The organism is Kitasatospora sp. NPDC023176, from assembly GCF_055560495.1.
The window spans coordinates 44,162-65,944 of sequence record NZ_JBVHIP010000045.1 but is presented as its reverse complement, the minus strand read 5'-3'; the positions used below and the strand labels follow the sequence as shown (position 1 = coordinate 65,944).

At 72.6% G+C, this 21,783-nt stretch carries 21 protein-coding genes; 6 read left to right on the top strand and 15 right to left on the bottom strand.

Annotated elements, in window-relative coordinates; genetic code table 11:
* Nucleotides 1-380, top strand: a 380-nt coding sequence (locus ACZ3YL_RS37595) for an amidohydrolase family protein (RefSeq protein WP_465661975.1), incomplete at its 5' end; no start/stop codon positions are given.
* A gap of 63 nt (nt 381-443) precedes the next feature.
* On the opposite strand, the gene ACZ3YL_RS37590 is transcribed toward ACZ3YL_RS37595, so the two are convergent.
* Entirely contained in the window at nt 444-1,436 is a 993-nt protein-coding gene (locus tag ACZ3YL_RS37590) for a carbohydrate-binding protein (protein ID WP_465661973.1), read from the bottom strand.
* Nucleotides 1,437-1,635: 199 nt separating this feature from the next.
* The gene (locus ACZ3YL_RS37585) at nt 1,636-3,429 is read right to left on the bottom strand and encodes a GGDEF domain-containing protein (RefSeq protein ID WP_188307009.1); all 1,794 of its coding nucleotides are present in this window, start codon (nt 3,427-3,429) and stop codon (nt 1,636-1,638) included.
* Between the two features lie 369 nt (nt 3,430-3,798).
* On the opposite strand from ACZ3YL_RS37585, the gene ACZ3YL_RS37580 reads away from it, so the two are divergent.
* The gene (locus tag ACZ3YL_RS37580; RefSeq protein WP_317621251.1) at nt 3,799-4,326 is read left to right on the top strand and encodes a flavin reductase family protein; all 528 of its coding nucleotides are present in this window, start codon (nt 3,799-3,801) and stop codon (nt 4,324-4,326) included.
* Between the two features lie 58 nt (nt 4,327-4,384).
* On the opposite strand, the gene arfB is transcribed toward ACZ3YL_RS37580, so the two are convergent.
* A complete protein-coding gene (arfB, locus tag ACZ3YL_RS37575) occupies nt 4,385-4,816 on the bottom strand; it encodes an alternative ribosome rescue aminoacyl-tRNA hydrolase ArfB (protein WP_188307011.1) in 432 nt (143 codons plus the stop codon).
* 231 nt (nt 4,817-5,047) lie between these two features.
* Here arfB and ACZ3YL_RS37570 point away from each other — a divergent pair, with 231 nt between their 5' ends.
* Together ACZ3YL_RS37570 and ACZ3YL_RS37565 are read left to right on the top strand one after the other, a co-directional pair.
* A complete protein-coding gene (locus tag ACZ3YL_RS37570) occupies nt 5,048-5,545 on the top strand; it encodes a hypothetical protein (RefSeq protein ID WP_223242792.1) in 498 nt (165 codons plus the stop codon).
* A gap of 144 nt (nt 5,546-5,689) precedes the next feature.
* Entirely contained in the window at nt 5,690-6,265 is a 576-nt protein-coding gene (locus ACZ3YL_RS37565; protein ID WP_465661969.1) for a TerD family protein, read from the top strand.
* A 72-nt stretch (nt 6,266-6,337) separates the two neighbouring features.
* Here ACZ3YL_RS37565 and ACZ3YL_RS37560 read toward each other — a convergent pair whose 3' ends face one another.
* From ACZ3YL_RS37560 to ACZ3YL_RS37530, 7 genes are all read right to left on the bottom strand, one after another.
* Nucleotides 6,338-7,519, bottom strand: a complete 1,182-nt coding sequence (locus tag ACZ3YL_RS37560; protein WP_465661967.1) for a hypothetical protein — start codon at nt 7,517-7,519, stop codon at nt 6,338-6,340.
* Nucleotides 7,520-7,673: 154 nt separating this feature from the next.
* Complete coding sequence (locus ACZ3YL_RS37555) at nt 7,674-8,162, bottom strand: DUF3180 domain-containing protein (protein ID WP_188309657.1); 489 nt, start codon at nt 8,160-8,162, stop codon at nt 7,674-7,676.
* Between the two features lie 196 nt (nt 8,163-8,358).
* Complete coding sequence (gene folK, locus ACZ3YL_RS37550; RefSeq protein WP_188309658.1) at nt 8,359-8,958, bottom strand: 2-amino-4-hydroxy-6-hydroxymethyldihydropteridine diphosphokinase; 600 nt, start codon at nt 8,956-8,958, stop codon at nt 8,359-8,361.
* Between the two features lie 43 nt (nt 8,959-9,001).
* A complete protein-coding gene (folB, locus tag ACZ3YL_RS37545) occupies nt 9,002-9,361 on the bottom strand; it encodes a dihydroneopterin aldolase (protein WP_030288941.1) in 360 nt (119 codons plus the stop codon).
* Nucleotides 9,362-9,607: 246 nt separating this feature from the next.
* A complete protein-coding gene (locus ACZ3YL_RS37540; RefSeq protein ID WP_188309659.1) occupies nt 9,608-10,087 on the bottom strand; it encodes a nuclear transport factor 2 family protein in 480 nt (159 codons plus the stop codon).
* A gap of 28 nt (nt 10,088-10,115) precedes the next feature.
* Nucleotides 10,116-10,988: a dihydropteroate synthase gene (gene folP / locus ACZ3YL_RS37535; RefSeq protein ID WP_188309660.1), complete on the bottom strand. Its 873-nt coding sequence runs from the start codon at nt 10,986-10,988 to the stop codon at nt 10,116-10,118.
* Between the two features lie 67 nt (nt 10,989-11,055).
* Complete coding sequence (locus ACZ3YL_RS37530; protein ID WP_188309661.1) at nt 11,056-12,897, bottom strand: phosphatidylglycerol lysyltransferase domain-containing protein; 1,842 nt, start codon at nt 12,895-12,897, stop codon at nt 11,056-11,058.
* Nucleotides 12,898-13,276: 379 nt separating this feature from the next.
* Between ACZ3YL_RS37530 and ACZ3YL_RS37525 the strand changes: the two genes are divergently transcribed.
* Together ACZ3YL_RS37525 and ACZ3YL_RS37520 are read left to right on the top strand one after the other, a co-directional pair.
* Entirely contained in the window at nt 13,277-14,428 is a 1,152-nt protein-coding gene (locus ACZ3YL_RS37525) for an alpha/beta hydrolase (RefSeq protein WP_465661963.1), read from the top strand.
* Between the two features lie 116 nt (nt 14,429-14,544).
* Nucleotides 14,545-15,333 (top strand): ferritin-like domain-containing protein, encoded by a 789-nt coding sequence (locus ACZ3YL_RS37520; RefSeq protein WP_188309663.1) that lies wholly within the window; start codon nt 14,545-14,547, stop codon nt 15,331-15,333.
* Nucleotides 15,334-15,381: 48 nt separating this feature from the next.
* Here ACZ3YL_RS37520 and folE read toward each other — a convergent pair whose 3' ends face one another.
* From folE to ACZ3YL_RS37495, 5 genes are all read right to left on the bottom strand, one after another.
* Nucleotides 15,382-15,987: a GTP cyclohydrolase I FolE gene (folE, locus tag ACZ3YL_RS37515; RefSeq protein WP_188309664.1), complete on the bottom strand. Its 606-nt coding sequence runs from the start codon at nt 15,985-15,987 to the stop codon at nt 15,382-15,384.
* 106 nt (nt 15,988-16,093) lie between these two features.
* A complete protein-coding gene (gene ftsH / locus ACZ3YL_RS37510; protein WP_188309665.1) occupies nt 16,094-18,145 on the bottom strand; it encodes an ATP-dependent zinc metalloprotease FtsH in 2,052 nt (683 codons plus the stop codon).
* Between the two features lie 224 nt (nt 18,146-18,369).
* A complete protein-coding gene (gene hpt, locus ACZ3YL_RS37505) occupies nt 18,370-18,924 on the bottom strand; it encodes a hypoxanthine phosphoribosyltransferase (RefSeq protein WP_045692298.1) in 555 nt (184 codons plus the stop codon).
* A 70-nt stretch (nt 18,925-18,994) separates the two neighbouring features.
* Nucleotides 18,995-20,122: a tRNA lysidine(34) synthetase TilS gene (tilS, locus tag ACZ3YL_RS37500; protein ID WP_188309666.1), complete on the bottom strand. Its 1,128-nt coding sequence runs from the start codon at nt 20,120-20,122 to the stop codon at nt 18,995-18,997.
* 287 nt (nt 20,123-20,409) lie between these two features.
* Complete coding sequence (locus tag ACZ3YL_RS37495) at nt 20,410-21,594, bottom strand: zinc-dependent metalloprotease (protein ID WP_188309667.1); 1,185 nt, start codon at nt 21,592-21,594, stop codon at nt 20,410-20,412.
* Nucleotides 21,595-21,783: the final 189 nt, after the last annotated feature.

Sequence of the window (21,783 nt, the reverse complement as noted above, 5' to 3'; positions counted from 1 at the left end):
TCGCCCTGATCACCGACGCCATGGGCGCCGCCGGCATGGGCGACGGCCTCTACCCCCTCGGCCCCCTCCAGGTCCAGGTCAAGGACGGCGTCGCCCGGCTGGTCGAGGGCGGTGCGATCGCCGGCTCCACCCTCACCCTGGACGTGGCGTTCAAGCGCTCGGTCACCGTCAACGGCCTGACCCTCGGCCAGACCGTCGAGTCGCTCTCCACCACCCCGGCCCGGCTGCTCGGCCTCGCCGACTCCACCGGCTCGCTGGAGACCGGCAAGCTCGCCGACCTGGTCGTGGTCGACTCCACCACCTACGACCTGGTCGCCGTGATGCGCCAGGGCCGCTGGGTCGTCGGCGGCGACAGGTTCCCCACCGTCAAGTCCGCCTGAGCGAAGGCAACGGCCGCCCTCCCCCGCAGGGGACGGGCGGCCGCGGTGCGTCCGGAGCCGGACTCAGCTGCCCGGTTCCACCGTGATCTGGTCGATCAGGACCGGCCCCGAGGGCACGGTGAAGCTGACCGAGTTCGCCCCGGCCTGGAACTGCGGGAGTATCCAGGTGCTGAACCAGGACGAGGCCGGGTCCTTGCCCGGCGAGTAGTTCTTGAAGGTCAGCCCGCTCGGCCAGTCCTTGCCGTTCACCGACGCCGCGCCCTTCACATCGGCACCGGCGTTGTTGTAGTGCACGGTCAGCTTGTACGTCCCGGCCGTCGCGATCTGGCCGTTCCAGGTCACCGTGCCACCCTGCTGGAGCGTCAGGTAGCTGCCGTCGGCGGACTTGGCGCCCTTGACGCTGTTTCCGGACGGCGCGTTCTGGCCCTGCAGCTGACCGGCGTCCACGGTCGCCGGCCCGGCGGAGACGGTGGCGCTCGCCGAGGGCGAGGCCGTTCCGGGCGAGCCGCTCGCCCCGGTGCCGCTGGGCGCCGGCGGGGCGGTGGTCGTGGTGCCGCCCTTGGCGTCCTTGCCCCCGTCCGGGTCCCCGGTGGAGAGCGCGATCCCGGCACCGATCGCTATCGCCGCGACCACGGCGACCGCGCCGATCACCGCGCCCTTGCTCCGGCCGCTGCTCGGCCGCTCGTCCCCCGGCTGCGGCCGGGAGTGCTCCGCGTAGCGGGTCTGCTGGGTCGGCCCGCCGTACTCGGCCTGCTGCGCCGGCACACCCGGCTGCCCGTACGGGCCCTGCGGGGGCACGCCCTGCTGGCCGTACGGCGGCTGCGCCGGTCCGGGCTGGCCGTAGACCGGCTGCTGGGCGCGCGTCGGCTGGCCGTACTGCGCCCGGCCGACCTCCATCGGCCGGTTGTACGACGTCCGGGGCACCCCCTGCTGCGGCTCGGCCGGCTGTCCGGCGGAGCCGTCGGCCGGGCGGTAGAGGTAGCCGAAGGGGTCGTCGTCCTGCGGGGCACCGCCCGCCTGGTCCTCGGGCAATCCGTTGTCGCCGGCGGTCGTCACGGTGGTCTGCTCCCCCATCCGGTGTACGCCGCGCGCTGGCGGCGCAGATCATGGACGCTGTCGTACCGGGCACCCTACCTGTCGTACCTGACAGCAGGAAAAGAACCCTTGACAACCCGTGGGTAACCTGTGCGTCCCCGGGTGCTCGGCACCCGACCGATCCTCCGGCCGCCGGAAGGACACCGACCGGCCCTCCCGGTCAGCCCGCCCGCCGGTGCGAGCGCTCGCCGCGCGCCCCCCGCACCGCGCCGCCCCGGGCCCGCTTCTCGTCGTACATCCGCTCGTCCGCGGTGTGCAGCACCTCCTCGATGCTCATCCCGCAGCCGGCCCAGCCGACCCCCAGGCTGACCCCGACCCGCATCGCCCGTCCGTCGATCCGCATCGGCGGGATGATCGCGTTGCGCAGCCGGTGGGCGAGGTCCTTGGCCTCCTCGCGGCCGATGCCGTCGGCCAGCACCACGAACTCGTCGCCGCCCAGCCGGGCCACCGTGTCGCCGTCCCGGACGGCCCCGCTCAGCCGCCGGGCGACCTCGACCAGCACCGAGTCGCCCGCGTTGTGCCCGAACCGGTCGTTGATCGACTTGAAGCCGTCCAGGTCGCAGAAGAGCACCGCGAGCCCCTTGTCCACCGGCGCCGCCGCCCCGGAGCGGAACGGCGCGGACCAGGTCTCGCCGGAGGGCCCGAACTCGGCCGGGACCACGGCGTGCACATGCTCCCCGTACCCCGTGCCGAGGCCGGGCAGCAGGCCGTCGGCCGGCCCGTAGCCGTGCACCGGCCCGGCGTACGCGTCCGCACCCGCCAGGCCCTCGTACGCCGTGTGCGCGCTGTACGAGTCCGCCGGGTAGGCGTACGGCTGCGGGTAGCCGACCTCGCCGGACATCGCGGCGGCGGCCGCGCCGACCGGCTGCGGCTCGGCGCAGAGCCGGCGGGCCAGCCGGGCCTTGAGCTCGGCGCCGTTGGGCAGGCCGGTGAGCGCGTCGTGGCTGGCCCGGTGGGCGAGCTGGAGTTCGTGGCGCTTGCGGTCCTCGATGTCCTCGACGTGGGTGAGCAGGAAGCTCGGGCCCTCGGCGGCGTCCGCCACGATCGAGTTGCGCAGGCAGACCCACTGGTAGCCGCCGTCCCGCCGGGAGAGCCTCAGCTCCGCCCGGCCGCTCTCGGCGCTGGTGCGTTCCAACAGGGCCCGGTCCTCGGGGTGGACGAGATCGGCGAAGCTCTGCTGGCGCAGCACCGCGCGGGGGCGGCCGAGCAGTCGGCAGAGCGCGTCGTTGACCCTGGTCAGCTGGCCGCGCCCGGCGCCGTGCAGTTCGGTGATGGCCATTCCGCTGGGGGCGTACTCGAAGGCCTGCCGGAAGCTCTCCTCGCTGGCCCGCAGCGCCTGTTGCTCCTTCTCCAGCCGGGCCAGCGCCCGCTGCATCTCGGCCCGCAGCCGGGCGTTGCCGATCGCGATGGAGGCCTGCAGCGAGAACATCTCCAGCGCCTCGCGGGTCCACGCCCCGGGGCGTTTGCCGCTGCGCGGGCGGTCCACCGAGAGCACGCCGAGCAGGTCGCCGCCGGCGCTGTACATCGGGGCGAGCAGTCCGTCGGCGGGGTGCCAGTCGTTGGCGTAGACGGGCAGCGGGCCGTCCCCGATCCAGCGCGGGATGTCGCTGGCGACGGCCCAGCCGCGGTCGTACGGCAGGAAGCGCAGGGTGCCCCAGTGGTCGCTGACGCCGAGCAGCCGGTCCCAGGACTCCCGCGAGCCGACCTGGCCGAGCAGCACCGAGGGCCCGCCCATCGGGCTCTCCTCCAGCTCCCAGACGGCCGCCACCACGAGGTCGCCGTCCGGCCGGACCAGGCTGACCGCGGCGGAGTCGAAGCCGAGCCCGTGCACCGCGCCCTCGACGACGGCCTGCAGCGTGCCCGCCAGGCTGCGGGCAGCGTTGAGGTCCGCCACGACCCGGTGCAAGGTGCGGAGGGTCGCGAGACGGACGTACGGCTCCGACTCGGCTTCCATGCGGGGGCTCCCCGGCTGCTTCGGATAGTTCTTGATTGGTTATCGTCCGATTGCCAGAAGAACTGAATCACAGGGAGCACAGCGTTCGGCACGCTCGGTCAGCAATAGGCCACCACTTGTGACTTAAATCACACGAGACTAATGCGCCCTTCATCAGTTCATCCGCCCCATAGCGGGACATAAAGCGCTATCGGAACATTTCTCGTGGTCGACCGCATCGGCCGCGCACTGAAGCCCACTGCACCCGCCGGTCCACCCGCTTCACCCCTGGGAGTGACCGCGCCCCCCGTCCCGACCAGGACCCGCGCCGGTGGTCCTACGACCACGGCCCGATGCCGTCACCCGGGAGCGACGACTACCGTGCGGTACGTGTACTCGTCCCCGCAGCCCGAAGCTGCCCCCCACGCCACGCCCGACGAGTTCCGGGCAGCACTCTCCCAGCTCGCCGCCGGTGTGAGCCTGGTGACCGTCCACGACGAGGAGGACGGCGAGGACGTCGGCATGACCGCCACGTCCTTCCTGTCGGTGTCGCTGGACCCGCCGCTGGTGCTGATCTCGGTCCGCGAGGACTCCCGGATGGACGAGGTGCTCTCCCGCAACGACACCTGGGCGGTCTCGGTGCTCACCGAGGGGCAGAAGGCACTCGGCTCCCGCTTCGCCATGAAGGGCCGGCTCAGCGACCGGCTGCTGTTCGCGGAGACCCCGCACCGCCGCGGCGCGCGCACCGGAGCCCCGCTGATCGAGGGCTCGCTGGCCACCGTCGAGTGCCGCACCGAACAGCGGATACCCGCGGGCGACCACACCCTGCTGGTCGGCCGCGTCCTGGAGGCCGCCGTGCCCGCCCCCGGCGGCCGCCCGCTGCTCTACTTCCGCGGCGGCTACCGCACCCTGGGCTGAACCGGACCGCCGGCAGGCACCTGACGGTGTCCGGGCCGAAACGGTTCGCCGGGCCGGACTACTCGCCGCGCGGCGACCGCCGCCCCTGCTTCAGCTCGGACCGGTGCCGCTTGTTCTCCAGCCGCCGCTCGACCTTCCCCCGACTCGGCCGGGTCGCCCGGCGGGCCTTCGGCGGCGGCGCGCACGCCTCGCTCAGCACCGCGGCCAGCCGCACCCCGGCCGCCTCCCGGTTGCGCCACTGCGAGCGGAACTCCGAGGCCTGGATCACCAGCACCCGGCCGTCCACCAGCCGGTTGGCCAGCCGCTCCAGAGCGCGGGTGCGCCACACCTCGGGCAGCGCCTTCGAGCCGGCCACGTCGTAGCGCAGCTCGACCTTGGAGTCGGAGGTGTTGACGTGCTGGCCACCGGGGCCGGAGGAACGCGAGAAGCGCCAGACGAGCTCGGCGTCGGGGACGACCACCGACCCCCGTACGCGGATGGGCTCGGACATGCGCCCATCATCCCGCGCGGGTCCCGCCCGGTCACCCGGTTATCCGTGACTCGCCCGCTCACCACCGCAGCGCTCCGACCCGGTGCCGACGGCCGGCGCCCCGCCGCTCTCCCCCGGCCTTCGCCCGGGGGCACCCCCACCGTCGCTTCCTCGCCGCTCCCCTTCGGCACCGGCGCGCCCCTGCGGCTCGGGGCGGGCCCCGGTTACCCGCACGCGCCCCGAGCCCCGACAATGGCCTGTGTGATCGAGCTCGGCTACTCCCTCTCCAACCGCTTCCCCGACCCCCCGCAGACCGACTACCGCACCGCCCCGGTGCGCTCGCTGCGGTACGACCTGTTCTGCGGCGACGTCTACCTGGACGCCGAGGGCGCCGAACTCTCCACCCGCTGGGGCTGGGTCCCGGTGCTGGACTTCGCCTGGGCGCTGTGCGACATCGCCGAGCAGCTCGACCGCGACCCGGACGGCTCCCGGGCCGCCCGGGTGCAGACCGCCGACCTCGACTTCACCCAGAACACCGAGCTGCTGCGCTTCGCCCGCCGCTTCAACTGGGTCGAGGTCACCGCGACCTGGCTGCGGGACGAGCCGCCCGCCGTGGTCCGGCACAGCGAGCTGCGGCGCGAGGCCCGGGACTTCCTCCAGGACACCCTCGCCGACCTGTTCGACATGCACCCCGGCCTGGCCGACAACCCGAACATCTGGACGCTCCAGGGCCGGTTCCCCCGGGTCTGACCCCCGGAACCGACCGGACCGGCCATCGCTTTGCCCATCCTTTGCCCGACTTTGACATCCGGGAAGAATTCACGGGATCTCCGGAACCAAGCCACCGGAGTACTGCGTTGTCCCGGGAAAGCGAACGAAGGGACTGCAATCGCCATGCCAGTGAGCCTCTCCAAGGGTGGCAACGTCTCGCTGACCAAGGAGGCCCCCGGCCTGTCCGCGGTCAGCATCGGCCTGGGCTGGGACACCCGCACCACGACCGGCGCCGAATTCGACCTCGACGCCAGCGCGATCGTCCTGAACGCGGACGGCAAGGTGCTCTCCAACGGGCACTTCGTCTTCTTCAACAACACCAGCACGCCGGACAACACCGTCGTGCACACCGGTGACAACCGGACCGGCGAGGGCGCGGGCGACGACGAGTCGATCAACGTCAACCTGGCCGGCCTGCCGGCCGAGGCCGCCAAGATCACCTTCCCGGTGACCATCTACGACGGCACCGCCCGCGGCCAGAACTTCGGCCAGGTCCGCAACGCCTACATCCGCGTGGTGAACGCGGCCGGCGGCGCCGAGATCGCCCGCTACGACCTCTCCGAGGACGCCGCCACCGAGACGGCGATGATCTTCGGCGAGCTCTACCGCAACAACGGCGAGTGGAAGTTCCGCGCGGTCGGCCAGGGCTACGCCTCCGGCCTGGCCGGCATCGCCCAGGACTTCGGCGTCCAGCTCTGACACGCCGCGGTCGCGAACGCCGAGGGGCGGGAAGTCGGTCGACTTCCCGCCCCTCGGCGTTTCCCGGGCCGCTCAGCGCGAGGCGCGCAGCTCCGGCAGCTCGATCAGCTCGGTCTCGTCCTCGGGCGTCAGGTCCACCACGGTCGGCCCGTCCGGCTCGGCGTCCTCGGCGCGCACCGGCCGCTCCGGCCGCACGACCGATCCGGCCTCCCGCGCCTCCCGCGCCTCCGCCTGGGCCTTCGCGGCGACCGCCTCGTCACCCACCACGTCCGCCAGGTCCGCGCGCTCTCCCAGCTCGGCGACGCTGCCCACCGCCGGCGCCGGCGCGGCCGCCCGCACCGCCGCGCCCGTACCGCGACCGAAGAAACTGAAGCCCTGCCCGCGCACCTGACCGGACTGCACCGGGCGCGGACGCTGCCGCTCCACCGGAGCCGGCACCGGCACCGGCGCGGCGGCCGGAGCACCGGGCGCCCCGCCGAGCTGACCGACCGTCGCGGTCAGCGCCGGGCGCGGCGGCGTGGGCCGCGCCGGCGTACGGCCCGCCGGCGCCTGCGCCGGGGTCGGCACCGAGGGCGCCACCGGGGCGGGCACGGACACCGACCCGGGCACCGGAGCCACGGCAGCGGCGGGCGTGGCCGCAGGGGCCGCGGCAACCGGCGCGGTAGCCGCCCGCAGCGCGACCTCCGCCCCCGCCGTACGCTCCCGCTGAGCCTCCTGCTCGGCGGCACGCCGCTCCAGCAGCCGCAGCACGGACGCGGCACGGACGAACGCGGCCGGGCTGGCCGGGTACTTGGGGCGGCTCGCGGCGAGCGCCCGCTGGGCCGCCTCGGCCTCCTTGAGCGCCTGCTCCGCGACCGCCACGGCCCGCTCCCGCAACAACCGGGCTATCTCGGTCTCGGCCTTCGCCAGCCGCGACTTCTCCGCCGTCAGCCGCCGCCCGAACCGGGTGGCCCGCTCCTCGGCGACCTCGGCCGCGTACTCGGCCTCGGCCAACTGCTCCTCGAACCGCTCCTCGGCCCGCATCCGCTGCGCCGCGGCCACCTCGGCGGCCGCCCGGGCCGCCTTGTCGCGCTGGCGCAGCAGCACCGCGAAGCCGAGCGTGGCGATCAGTGCGGCGATGCCCACCGAGCGCACCAGGACGGTGTCCTGACTGAAAAGCAGCGCGGCCAGTGCGGCGACCAGCAGTACGCCGGCGGCGGTGGGGGGAAAGACCCGGCCGAGGACGGAGGAATGACGGTGGCGTCCGCGAGACATGCCAAGAAACTAGCGTGCGAATTGGGGCCGTGTCAGCCCAGGGTCCCCTTCCGCCCTTGACAGTGCGCAGTTTTTACCGCACGTGCCCGGCTTTTCACTCAAGATCACGAAAAAGGCCCTGCTCAGCGAGGTCCGTCGGGAACCGGCCGTTCCGTCAGCGGGGCGAGGCCGCCGGACCGCTCGGATCGTCGTGGTTCTCCGGCAGCTTGCACACGTGCTGCAGCCAGAGCGCCGCCGCGATCACCGCGGCCCCCGCCAGCACCGAGAGCCCGGCGGTGACGGCCTGGTCCTTGCGGGCCGACACGTCCAGTTCGCCGAGCAGGTAGATCCCGGCCCCGGCGTAGATGCCGGTGACCACCGAGGAGACCAGCGCGCTGGCCTGTCCGAGCACCACCGCCCGGGCCGCCAGCAGCGGGTCGACCCGCTTCGCGCCGGGCTGCCGCTCGCGCACCGCCTTGAGCCGGGACCGCAGCGAGAGCGCGGTCGCCAGCAGGATCACCGCCACCGCCGCCAGCACCACGGGAGCCGCCGCCGGCACGGCCGGCAGCGTGTCCAGGGACGCCCACAGCTTGGAACCGGCCCAGGACAGCGCCGTCGTCGCGGCGGTGATGCCGATCAGCAGACGGAGGCGAAGCAGCTTCACTCGGAGGTGGTCCTTCCCGGGGTGCCAGAGCCGACCGCCCGCCCGGTGGCCCGGGACGGCGGCGTCAGGCCACCGTACCGGGACCGGACGGGCGGGCATCCACTCGTACGACCGGGCCCGGTGGCCGAGTTCCCGGCCGACCCGGTGGATCCGGGCGACCCGGCCGCCCGCCGGTCCTGCCCGGTCCTGCCCGGTGCTACTCCGGCAGCGTCAGCCGGATGTCCTCGCGCCGCTTCACGCCCTGCGCGTCCGGGCCGCCGAGCGCCTCCAGCAGCGCGCCGACCTGCCCGTGCCCGGGCACCTCGGCCTCCGGCTGGGCGTCCAGCCAGGGGGCGAGCACGAAGGCCCGCTCGTGCGAGCGCGGGTGCGGCAGCAGCAGCTGCGGGTCCTCGCTGACCACGCCCTCGTAGGCCAGGATGTCGACGTCCAGGGTGCGCGCACCCCAGCGGACCTCCCGGACCCTCCCGAAGGCGTCCTCGATCGCGTTGCCGCGCTCCAGCAGGTCCCGCGGGGGCAGCGTGGTGCGCAGCACCACGACCGCGTTGTAGTAGTTGGGCTGCTCCTCCGGGCCGCCGACGGCCTCGGTCTCGTAGATCGCCGAGACGGCCTTGATCTTCAGCCCGGGAGTGTCGGCGAGCGCGTCGACGGCACCCTGCAGGGTGTCCAGCCGGTTGCCCAGGTTGCTGCCGAGCGCGATCACCGCACAGCGCTGGCTGTGCAGCGTGGTGTCGGCGGAGTCCACCCGGCTCTCCAGGTCGAACGCGTTCGGCTCGGCGATCGGGTCACTGCTGTTCATCGAAGAAATCCCTCTGCATCGGAAACCAGGCGCGCGGTGGGGGTCATGCGCGGCCCCGGTGGATGGTCACGGTCACGTCGTCGAACGGCACGGTGATCGGGGCGTCCGGCTTGTGCACGGTGACCTCGACCTCCTCGACCGCGTCGTGCTTCAGGCACTGGTCGGCGATCCGCTGCGCCAGGGTCTCGATCAGGTCGACCGGCTCCCCGGCGATGATCGCGGTGACCTCCTCGGCCACGATGCCGTAGTGCGCCGTGCGGGTGAGGTCGTCTCCGGACGCGGCGGGGCGGGTGTCCAGGTACAGCACGAGATCGACCACGAAGGTCTGGCCCTCGACGCGCTCACGCTCGAAGACGCCGTGGTGGCCCCGGGCTCGCAGCCCCCGCAGGGTGACGCGGTCCAGCAAACGAATCACTGCTCCCAGTCGGACGGGCCCCACCCGGGAAAGGCATGGACGGGCAGGGCGAAGGCGGGCAGCACACCCGCCGCTCCGTTTCGAATCTACCCGCGAGCGCGGACAACGCCTGACCGTCCTACCCGGCACGAACCGTCGCCACGCGCACCGGAATGGCGATTGACGTGAACGTTCGGTGACCACCCGGAAATTCCCCGGCAACCGACCCGCGCAGATTTCCCGAAGCCCCCGGAATCAGTCCTCGTCGTCCTCGTCCCCGCTGGTCAGAACGGGTGAACCGTGGTGGGACCAGAGTTTCCACCCCGCCGGGGTGCGACGGAACAGATTGCTCGACACGACCTTTCCGCCGACCAGCGGCCCGAGTTCCCCCTCCTCCTCCGCCTCACCGCCGGAGAGGATGTTCTCGGTGCACGTGACAAGGGCCACATCTCCGTGGACCTCGGCCTCGACATCGGTCAGGAAGAACTGGATGTACTCCGTGTTCATCATGATCAGCATGTACGAGCGGGTCACCTGCGCCCGCCCGCGCAGCACCGGCCAGCCGGGGTGCACGCAGACCACGCCGCCCTTGTCGTCGGCGTGCTCCGGCCCCAGCCAGGCCTCCTCGACCGCCTCGACGTCCCCGCGCTCCAGCGCCTCGTAGAACGCCCGGTTCGCCGCGAGCACCGCCTCCAGGTCCACTTCCCGGGCCTTCCCGGCCGTCCCGCCGCTCAACCTGCCGTCACCTGTCACAGACCCTCCCTCACCCCAGCCGCGCCGCGCGCTGCCAGGCCGCGACCACGCGGACGGCGTCCGCCGTACCGGACACGTCGTGCACCCGTACCGCCCAGGCTCCGGCCTGGGCCGACAGCACCGAGACCGCGGCGGTCGCGTCGTCCCGCTCGCGGGCCGGGCGCAGGTCCCCGGTTTCCGGGTCGGCGAGCAGCGTACCCAGGAACCGCTTGCGCGAAGCCGCGACGAGGACGGGACGGCCGAGCGCGGTGAGCGCGTCCAGCCGGCCGAGCAGCGCCCAGTTGTGCTCGGGGGTCTTGGCGAAGCCGAGCCCCGGGTCGAGGACCAACTGGTCCTCCTTGACCCCGGCGGCCAGCAGCGCCTCCATCCGCCCGGTCAGCTCGGCGACCACGTCCCGCACGACGTCCTGGTAGACGGCCAGCCGGTCCATGTCGGCGGACTGCCCGCGCCAGTGCATCACCACGAAGGGCGCGCCGGTCTCGGCGACCACCCGGGCCATCGCCGGGTCGGCGAGGCCCCCGGAGACGTCGTTGACGATCGCGGCGCCGGCCTCGACGGCCCGCTCGGCGACCGAGGCCCGCATGGTGTCGACCGACACCATCACCCCGGCGTCGGCCAGCTCGCGCACCACCGGCAGCACCCGGCGCAGCTCCTCCTCCTCGGGCACCCGCACCGAGCCGGGCCGGGTGGACTCGCCGCCGACGTCCACCAGGTCCGCGCCGCGGGCCCGCAGGGCCAGCCCGTGAGCGATCGCCCTGGCGGGGTCGAGCCACAGCCCGCCGTCCGAGAAGGAGTCGGGCGTGACGTTGACCACGCCCATCACGGCGCAGCGGCCGAGCCGCGGCAGTCCGGCCGGCAGGGAGAAGGACGGCGAATCGCTCATGCCCCCATTATCGAACGGGGCCCCCGCCGAGGATTCTCGGCGGGGGCCCCGGACGGTGCGAGGTGCCTCAGGCGGCCTCGCCGACCCCGCGGGTCGACGGGACGGGCATCAGGCCCTCGCGCTGGCGCCTGCGGCCGAAGCGCGGCATCCCGAGGGTGATGAAGGCCTCCGCCTGCATCGCGGCGAAGCCGATCCGCGGCAGGTCCCGGGTGTTCGGGAAGACCAGGAAGCGCGGCTCCCACTCGGGCTGGAACTTGGCGTTGAACTTGTACAGCGACTCGATCTGGAACCAGCGCGACAGGAACACCAGCAGTCCGCGCCAGGCGCGCAGCACCGGGCCGGCACCGATCCGCTCGCCGCGGGCCAGCGCCGAGCGGAACATCGCGAAGTTGAGCGACACCCGGCGGATGCCCAGGGCCCCCACCTCCTGCAGCGCGGCGACGATCAGCAGCTCGTTCAGGCCCGGGTCGGCGGCGCGGTCGCGGCGCATCAGCTCCAGCGAGATGCCGTCCGGCCCCCAGGGCACGAAGTGCAGCACGGCCTTCAGGTCGTCGCCGCTCTCCCCCTCCTCCGGGGCCTTGTGGGCGGTGACCACCACGCAGTCGTCGTCCAGCGGGTCGCCGAAGCGGCCCAGGGCCATCGAGAAGCCGCGCTCGGTGTCGGTGCCGCGCCAGCGGGCGGCGGCGTCGGCGATCCGGTACTTCTCCTCGACGGTGAGGTCGGAGACCCGGCGCACCTTGCAGGAGTAGCCGTTGCGCTCGATCCGCTTGACCATCTGGCGCACGTTGCGCATGGCCCGGCCGGCGAGCGAGAAGGTGCTGGTGTCGACGATCGCCTCGTCGCCCAGCTCCAGCGCGTCCAGGCCCGCCTCGCGGGTCCAGACCTCGCCGCCGACCTCGCTGCAGCCCATCACGGCGGGCACCCAGGCGTGCTCGCGGGCCTCGGCCATGAACACCTTGATCGCGCCCGGCCAGGCCTCGACGTCGCCGACCGGGTCGCCGGAGGCGAGCATCACGCCGGAGACCACCCGGTAGGAGATCGCGGCCTTGCCGGTGGGCGAGAACAGCACGCTCTTGTCGCGGCGCAGCGCGAAGTAGCCGAGCGAGTCGCGCTCGCCGTGCCGCTTGAGCAGCTCGCGGACCTTCTCCTCGTCCTCGGCGGTGAGCTCCGGCTTCGGCTTGCCCGGGCGCAGGGCCAGGTAGGCGGTGGTGAAGGCGGTCAGCAGGCCGAGGCCGCCGAGCAGGTAGGCGACCAGGTCGGACATCCGCGCGTTGCTGTAGCGGACGGGGCCCTCGAAGCCGAACAGGCCGTACCCGACGTGCTGCAGCCGCTCGGACAGACCGGGGTGGCCGAACTCGTACCTGGTGCGGGTGCTCACGATCAGCAGGCCGAGGAGCACGCTGAGGGTGCCCATGACGACCAGGTTGACGACCGCGCCCCAGCGGGTGCGCGGGTCGGCCTTGGCGTAGAACTCGCGCTGGTGCACCAGCATCACGGCGAGGACCGCCAGCGAGACGACCGCCGGGCCGATCTGGTGCCAGCGCGCGATGTGCAGCGCGGCACTGAGCGGCAGCAGCACGCAGACCGCCCGCCAGGCCCGCCGCTTGCGCCGGCGCAGCGCGTGCGCCAGCGGCACCAGCAGGATGCCGACCATCAGCGTGCCGACCGCGGCCAGGCTGGTGGTGCCGCCCGGCAGCTGCCCGGCGAAGGTGTGCATCTTGGTGTGCCGGAGCTTGGGGAACACCGCGCTCGCGATGTCCACCAGCCCGATCAGCAGACAGGCGTAGCCGACCGCGCCGGGGAGCCAGGCCCTCGGGACGGCGGCCGCCTGGTTGCGCAGCGTCTGCAGACCGCGCCGACGGCGCGGCGGCTGCTCGGGGCTCGGCTCAACGGACACGGGAACGCTCATGGAAGCTCAGCGTAGAGGCTGCGGTGCGGTGTCCGTTCACTCCGGGGGAGCACGTGTGATGGACCTTCATGCCTATTCCTTCATCAGGCAATGCGCATACCAAGGATCCGGAAACGGACGGTAATCCGGTGCCGTGGGCGCGCTGCGGGTTGAGCCGGGGGTGGGAGCCGTGGGCCCGCCGCCGCGTGGCGGCGCAGGACCCTCCGGTACGCGTTACGTACGGTGGACGCCGCATTCTAGGGCGCCGGTTGCCCTGGGCCTCCCCCCGCCCTCCCGACCCCGCCGAGGCGTCCGGACAGCCTAGCTGCGGTGGCCCGGTCTGACGCCCCGCCAGACGATGAAGCCTGCACCGACAGTGTCCCACCGGAAGGCCGACCGCATGGAACTGACCAGCGACGTGCTGGTGAACTCGCTGCTCGCACTCGGAGCGGTGGCCCTGGTCACCACCTTGTGGATCTGGCCCCGGCTGGCGCGGCAGCGCCCGCTGCCGGTGCTCGGCCGGATCGGCCTGCTGACAGTCGTTCAAGTCTCGATCCTCGCGGTGCTGGCGCTGTCGGTGAACAACTCCTTCGGGTTCTACACCTCCTGGGACGACCTGCTCAACCCCGGCGGCGCCAAGCTCGCGCTGGCCGGCAACGAGAACCACAACGGCACCCCGGTCTCCGACCAGCTGGTCCAGCCGACCAACGAGGGGGGCCTGGAGGGCGTCGGCAACCTGCCGAAGGGCACGCCCGAGGAGGTCGGCAAGATCGAGTCGGTCCGGGTCAACGGCAAGGAGACCGGTTTCTCCGACCAGATGTTCGTCTACCTGCCGCCCGAGTACTTCGACCCGAAGTTCGCCCTGGTCCGCTTCCCGACCGTGGTGGCCATCGCCGGCTACCCGGGCACCACCCTGAACCTGATGAAGGAGCTGCCGCTGCTGCAGACCGCGATCGAGCTGCAGCACTCCGGCAAGATGCCGCCGACCGTCCTGGTGCTGGCCCGCCCGGCGGTCAACCCGTCCCGGGACACCGAGTGCGTGGACGTCCCCGGCGGGCCCCGCACCGAGACCTGGTTCGTCAAGGACCTGCCCGAAGCCCTGCACAGCACCTACCGGCTCGGGCGGGCGGCCGGCTCCTGGGGCCTGATCGGCTACTCCACCGGCGGCAGCTGCGCGATGCGCCTGTCGATGCGCTTCCCGAACGTCTACGGCAGCGCGGCGGGCCTGCACGGCGACTTCTCGGTGCGCCAGGACCAGTACACCGGCGGCGACCTCTTCAGCGGCGACAAGGCCCTCGCCCAGCAGCACGACCTCGGCTGGCGGCTGCAGAACCTCCCGGCCCCGCCGCTCAACCTGCTGGTGGTCTCCACCCGCAAGGAGGGGGACTACCCCCAGACCGTCCAGTTCGTCGACCAGGCCACCCAGGTCGCGGCCGCCAACCCGCAGTTCAAGGTGGAGTCGCTGTACCTGGACGACGGCGGGCACAACTTCGACAGCTGGACCAGGGAGCTGCCCGCCTCGCTCGAATGGCTGGGCTCCCACCTCGGCTAGCGCGTGCGGGTGACTACCCGCCGTTCGGCCCGCCCGGCCGGCGCTTCGGGGGGACGTATCGCGACCGCCCGTCCGGCCCCGGGCGGCCGCCGCCCCGGATCCGCGCAGGAGGCACCTTGCTGAGCACCAGATCGCTCTTCGACGAGATCTACCGGAACGACCAGGCGTACCAGCTGTTCTGCAGCATCGCGGCCGACGGGGAGGACCAGGGCGGCTGGGAGAACGAGCGGATCACCGCCCTCACCCGGGATCCGGTGCTCGCCCCGAAGATCGCCCGGCACGGCGCGGACGAGCGCAAGCACGGCCGGATCTTCAACCAGCTGCTGCACAAGCGCGGCCTGCCCAGGGTGCCCGTCCCCGACGAGGCCGACTACTGCATGCTGCTGGAGCGCCAGGGCGTCGGCCTCTCCCACGAGCGGCTGAACGGCGACGCCCCGCTGACCGACCGCGAGATCATCACCTACCTCGCGCACAGCCGGGTCACCGAGCAGCGCGCCGCCGAGCAGATGCGCCAGTTGGTCCGGGTGTACCGGGACAACCCCGAGCTGGGCCGGGCAATGCGGATGATCTCCGCCGACGAGGACAACCACCTCGCGTACTGCCATGAGGAGCTGCTGCGGCTGAGCGCCGAGGGCCACGGCCCGTACGTCCGGCACGCCCTGGAGACCAGCGCCCGCGGCGAGATCCGCACCCACCGGGACGTCGCGCTGGCCGTCACCGCCCGGATGGCCCGGATCCTGCGCTGGCCGCGCTGGCAGCTGGCCGTGGTCACCCTCGGGGTGCACGCGCTCTACCTGTACGACCGGGCCTTCGGCTGGCGCCGGATGGTGACGCTGCGGATGCCGGAGCGCCGCAACGCACTGGGCACCCCGGCTCCGCCGCACGCGGAGCCCGAGGTGCCCTGAGTCGTCGCCGGAGCGCAGCCCTGCCGGCCGACGCCCCTCCTACCGGTCTTACCGGCCGATGATGAGACTCATCGCCTCAGCCCGGGTGGCCGGGTCACGCAACTGGCCGCGGACGCAGGAGGTGATGGTCTTGGCGCCGGGCTTGCGGATGCCGCGCATCGACATGCACATGTGCTCGCACTCGACCACGACGATCGCCCCGCGCGGCTCCAGGATCCGCATCAGCGCGTCGGCGACCTGGCTGGTCAACCGTTCCTGCACCTGGGGGCGGCGGGCGTAGACGTCGACCAGCCGGGCGAGCTTGGACAGCCCGGTGATCTTGCCGCTGGCGGACGGGATGTACCCGACGTGCGCCACGCCGCGGAACGGCACCAGGTGGTGCTCGCAGACCGAGGTCAGCTCGATGTCCTTGACCAGCACCATCTCGTCGTGGCCGAGGTCGAAGGTGGTGGTCAGGACCTCCTCGGGCTCCTGCCACAGGCCCGCGAATATCTCCTTGTAGGCCCGCGCGACCCGGGCCGGCGTCTCCAGCAGGCCCTCGCGGTCCGGGTCCTCCCCGACGGCGAGCAGCAGCTCGCGGATGGCGTTCTCGGCCCGCTTCTGGTCGAAGGCACCGACGGCGGGCGGACCGTCGAGCGTCACCGGGTCGATCATGCGGGCCTCGCTTACTCGTGGGAAGACTCTGGCTGAACAGCACGGATGCCGCGCCTCCAGGGTACAAACCCTGGTGACGCGGCATCCATTCCCTACGGAGGCCGGATCAGCTCTCGGTCGGCGGCTCGGCGGCCGGCAGCGGCGGGAGCTTCACGATGTCGACCGGCACGGTGTCGGAGGCGGCGGCGCCGTTGGTGAGCGCCAGCTCCTTCGGCGACTGCACCGGCGGCCGGGTGGACGGCGTGCGGCGGGCGGAGCCCGTCCAGGCCGGCCGGGCCGGGCGCTTGACGATCGGGGCGAAGATCTCGGCGATCTGCTCCTTGTTCAGGGTCTCCTTCTCCAGGAGCTCCAGAACCAGGTTGTCGAGCACGTCACGGTTCTCGACCAGGATTTCCCAGGCCTCGTTGTGCGCGCTCTCGATGAGCTTCTTGACCTCTTCGTCGACCAGCCCGGCGACCTCTTCCGAGTAGTCGCGCTGGTGGCCCATCTCGCGGCCCAGGAACGGCTCCGAGTTGTCGTTGCCGAACTTGATCGCGCCCAGGCGCTCGGTCATGCCGTACTGGGTGACCATGGCCCGCGCCGTGGCGGTGGCCTTCTCGATGTCGTTCGAGGCACCGGTGGTGGGGTCGTGGAAGACCAGTTCCTCCGCCGCGCGGCCGCCCAGCATGTAGGCCAGCTGGTCGAGCATCTCGTTGCGGGTGGTGGAGTACTTGTCCTCCTCCGGCAGCACCATGGTGTAGCCGAGGGCCCGGCCGCGGGACAGGATGGTGATCTTGTGCACCGGGTCGCTGTACTGGCAGGCCGCCGCGACCAGGGCGTGACCGCCCTCGTGGTACGCGGTGATCTTCTTCTCCTTGTCGGACATGATCCGCGTGCGCTTCTGCGGACCGGCCACGACGCGGTCGATCGCCTCGTCCAGGATGCCGTTGTCGATCAGCTTCTTGTCCGAGCGGGCGGTCAGCAGCGCGGCCTCGTTGAGCACGTTCGACAGGTCGGCGCCGGTGAAGCCGGGGGTGCGCTTGGCGACGGCCGACATGTCGACGTCGGGCGCGATCGGCTTGCCCTTCTGGTGCACCTTGAGGATGTCCAGACGGCCCTGGAGGTCGGGGCGCTCCACCGCGATCTGGCGGTCGAAGCGGCCCGGGCGCAGCAGCGCCGGGTCCAGGATGTCGGGGCGGTTGGTCGCCGCGATCAGGATCACGCCGCCCTTGACGTCGAAGCCGTCCATCTCGACCAGCAGCTGGTTGAGGGTCTGCTCGCGCTCGTCGTGGCCACCGCCGAGGCCCGCGCCGCGGTGCCGGCCGACGGCGTCGATCTCGTCGACGAAGATGATCGCCGGGGCGTTCGCCTTGGCCTGCTCGAAGAGGTCGCGGACGCGGCTGGCGCCGACACCGACGAACATCTCGACGAAGTCGGAACCGGAGATCGAGTAGAACGGCACCCCGGCCTCGCCCGCGACGGCACGCGCCAGCAGGGTCTTGCCGGTACCGGGCGGGCCGTAGAGCAGCACGCCCTTGGGGATCTTGGCGCCGACGGCCTGGAACTTGGCCGGCTCCTGCAGGAACTCCTTGATCTCGTGGAGCTCCTCGACCGCCTCGTCCGCGCCGGCGACGTCGGCGAAGGTGGTCTTCGGGGTGTCCTTGGTGAGCAGCTTGGCCTTGGACTTGCCGAACTGCATGACCCGGGAGCCGCCGCCCTGCATCTGGTTCATCAGGAACAGGAAGACCAGGACGATGATCACGATCGGCAGCATCGACAGCAGCAGGCTGACGAAGGTGCTCTGCTTCTCCGGGCTGACGGTGTAGCCCTCGGTGAGCGAACTGCTCTTGTCGTTCATCTGCGACTGCAGCTTGTCCGCGATCGCGACGCCCTGGTCACCGATGTACGAGGCTTGGAACTTGCTGCCGGACGGGGCCTTGCCCGTCCCGGCCGAGGACAGCGTGGCGCCGTCCTTCAGCTGGATCTTGATGGTGTTCGAGTCACCGGTGGTGATCTGCGCCGACTTGACATTGTGCGCGTCGATCGCCGCGACCACCTGGCCGGTGTCCACCGTCTTGTAGCCGTTCGAATCCGAAACGACCTGCATCAAGACGATGACGGCGAGGACGGCCAACACGATCCACATGATCGGCGCACGGAAGTATCGCTTGACGTCCATCCATGCGGGGCGTTGCCGCCCCGTCCCTCCTGCCACTGAACGGCGCCGTGTGGCCGAGGGCCAGGGCGCATCCTGTCGGTGCTCATGTGAAGAGCGGTTTATTGGACCGTACCGCAGTCGGACCCACCCATGGCGGGAGCACAGCGACACGGTTTTGGTTCATTGTCCGACGGTCCAACGGGCGGGAACGGCCTACTGTTCCCACCCGTAGCCCGAACGGGCCCTCAGCCGCCGTAGACGTGCGGGGCGAGAGTACCGATGAAGGGGAGGTTACGCAGCTTCTCCGCGTAGTCCAGGCCGTAGCCGACCACGAACTCGTTGGGAATGTCGAAACCGACGTACTTCACGTCGATCTCGACCTTGGCCGCGTCCGGCTTGCGCAGCAGGGTGCAGACCTCCAGGGAGGCCGGGCCGCGCGAGCCCAGGTTGCCCAGCAGCCAGGACAGCGTCAGACCGGAGTCGATGATGTCCTCGACGATCAGGACGTCCCGGCCGGCGATGTCGGTGTCCAGGTCCTTCAGGATCCGCACCACACCGGAGGACTTGGTGCCCATGCCGTACGAGGAGACGGCCATCCAGTCCATGGTGACCTGCGAGTGCAGAGCCCGGGCGAGATCGGCCATGACCATGACGGCCCCCTTGAGGACGCCGACGATCAGCAGGTCCTTGCCTGCGTAGTCCCGGTCGATACGCTCGGCCAGCTCCTGGAGCTTGGCGTCGATCTCGTCCTTGCTGATGAGCACCTTCGCGAGGTCAGCGCCCATGTCGTTCTGGTCCACCGGGGATACGTCCTCAAACGTTCGGGGTCTGTGTGGCCGACGGCCGGCTCCCCCGGGACATGCCTCGCCCTCAGTCGCCCTGCCGCCGAAACACCAGCGTGCCACACCTGCGGGTGGCCTCGACGCCCCCGGGTAGGTGCAGCGGCCCCTGGCCGCGCCATCCGGTGACCAGCAGGTCCACCGTCTCCAGGTGCCGGGCGAACAGGTCCCCCGCCGGGCAGCCCGCGCGCAGCGCGGCCCGGCGCAGCACCCGGCGCCGCACGGCGGGCGGCAGCTCGGCCAGTTTCACCGCGTCCAGGGCGCCCTCGCCCGTACGGAGGTCGCGTTCGGCCAACGAGGCCCACTGGTCGAGGGCGTCGGCGTCGTCGCGGAACAGCCGGGCCGTCCGGGCCAGCGCCTCCACCACGCCGCCGCCGAGGTGCTTCTCCAGCACCGGCAGCACCTCGTGGCGGACCCGGGAGCGGGTGTAGGCGGGATCACAGTTGTGCGGGTCGTCCCAGACCGGGATCGCCTGGGCGGAGCAGGCCTGCCGGGTGGCCGCCCGGTCCAGCTCCAGCAGCGGGCGGCGGTAGCGGCCCTTCTGGGCGGGCATCCCGGCCAGCGACCGGGAGCCGGAGCCGCGGGCCAGGCCCAGCAGCACCGTCTCGGCCTGGTCGTCCCGGGTGTGGCCGAGCAGCACCGCGATCGCGCCGTGGCGCTCGGCGGCCTCGTCCAGGGCGGCGTAGCGGGCGTCCCGGGCGGCGGCCTCCGGGCCGCCGGAGCGGCCGACCAGCACCGGGACCGCCTCGACCGGGTCCAGGCCCAGGGAGCGCAGGCGCTCGGCCACCTGGGCGGCGCGGTCGGCGGAGTCGGCCTGGAGGCCGTGGTCGACGGTGACGGCGCCGACCCGCAGGCCGATCTTGGGGGCCTCGAAGGCGGCGGCGATGGCCAGCGCCATCGAGTCCGCGCCGCCGCTGACGGCGACCAGGACCAGCGGCGAGCCGGGGGCGGCCGGGGTGCGGGGCAACCCGGAGGGGTGGCGGGCGGCGTTGCCGATCAGGGTGGTGCCGACGGCGGCACCCACCAGCGGCGCCCCGGCCGGGCGCTCGCGGGGCTCGCGCACAGGCGCGGTGAAGGTGGTACCGGCCTCGGCGGCGAGGTCGGTGAGCGTGCGGCGGACGGCCAGGCGTATCGCGGCGACGGCGGGGTGAGGGCCCACGGCGGACGACTCCTCGACGGAGGGGACAGGACTGCGGCGGGCGGCCGGAACCGCGCGCCTGCATTGCGCCGCGTTACCGGGCGCTCACAGATGGTGGCAGAAAGTGGGGACCCACTACGCCACCCGCGCCACCGGTACGACCACCGTCCCACGTTCGGGTGAATGGAGAAACGTATCTTCACCCACCCTCTGCTCGATTGGACCACTCGTACGAGCGGGTTTGACCGCCGCCGACCGACGGCGGTCCCACTGCGCGCCGGGATTGCCCGATCGGGCCCCGGGGCTCCTCAGCGGGCGACCCGGGCGACCCAGGCGGCCGGGTCGTGGATCTCGTCCTTGGTCGGCAGGGTGTTCGGGGACGTCCACACCCGGTTGAAGCCCTCCATGCCGACCTGGTCCACCACGGCCCGGACGAACACCGCGCCGTCCTGGTACTGCCGCAGCTTGGCGTCCATCCCGAGCAGCCGGCGCAGCACCAGGTCGAGCCGGTTCGCCCCGCGGTCGCGGCGCTGCTGGAACTTCTCCCGGATCTCCGCGACCGTCGGCACCACGGCCGGGCCGACACCGTCCATCACCACGTCCGCGTGGCCCTCCAGCAGCGACATCACCGCCGTCAGCCGGCCCAGGATCTCGCGCTGCGCGGGCGACTGGACGATCTCCAGCAGGTTCCCGGCCGGGGCGCCGTCCCGGCTCTCCCGGCCGCCCGTCCCCGGCAGGCCGGCGCCCAGCGAGCCCGCCGCGTCGCGCAGCCGGTCCAGCAGCGCGCCCGGGTCCACGTCCGTCTCCGCCAGGAAGGACTGCACCTCGGACTGGATGTGGTCACGCAGCCACGGCACCGCGGTGAACTGGGTGCGGTGCGTCTCCTCGTGCAGGCAGACCCAGAGCCGGAAGTCGGACGGGTCGACGTCCAGCTCGCGCTCGACGTGCACGATGTTCGGCGCCACCAGCAGCAGCCGGCCCGGGCCCGGGCTCTCCGGGCCCAGCCGCGGCTTGTCGAACAGCGCCGCCGGGCTGTCCGGCGCCTCCAGCGAGGGCTCGGCCGGGGCGAAGGTCTCGTACTGGCCCAGCACCTTCGTCGCCAGGAACGCCAGCAGCGCCCCGACCTCGATCCCGGTGGCCTTCTCCCCCACCGCCCCGAAGACGCCCGCCGCCGCGCTGTTCGCCCGCCGCGCCTGCAACTTCTCCACCAGCGGCTGGACGACCGTGCGGAAGCCCGCCACGTTCGCCCGCACCCAGCCCGGACGGTCCACCACCAGCACCGGCGTCGCGGCGGCCGCGGTCAGGCTGCTGGACCGCATCCCGGTGAACACCCGTACGTGCTCCTCGGCCTCCAGCGCGTGCCGGCGCAGCTCGGCGACGACCGCCGCCGCCTCCGCCCGGCTCACCTCCGGCCCCGGGCGCACCAACCTGGTCGCGGTTGCGACCGCGAGATTCCAGTCGACCATGTCAGCCCCGCCACTCGCGCTCGTCATGACCTCACCGTACGTGCTCACCACCACCGACGGCAGCCACCCGCCGCGAACACCCAGCCGGTCCGGCGCACGGCCGGATCCGCCTCTCCCGCAGCTACCTTGCCCGCCCCCGCACCCCTTCGAACCCGGCCGCCACCGGCGGGGCGCGGGGCGGTCGGTGGCGGCCGCAGGAGGTCCGGCGGCGGCGAA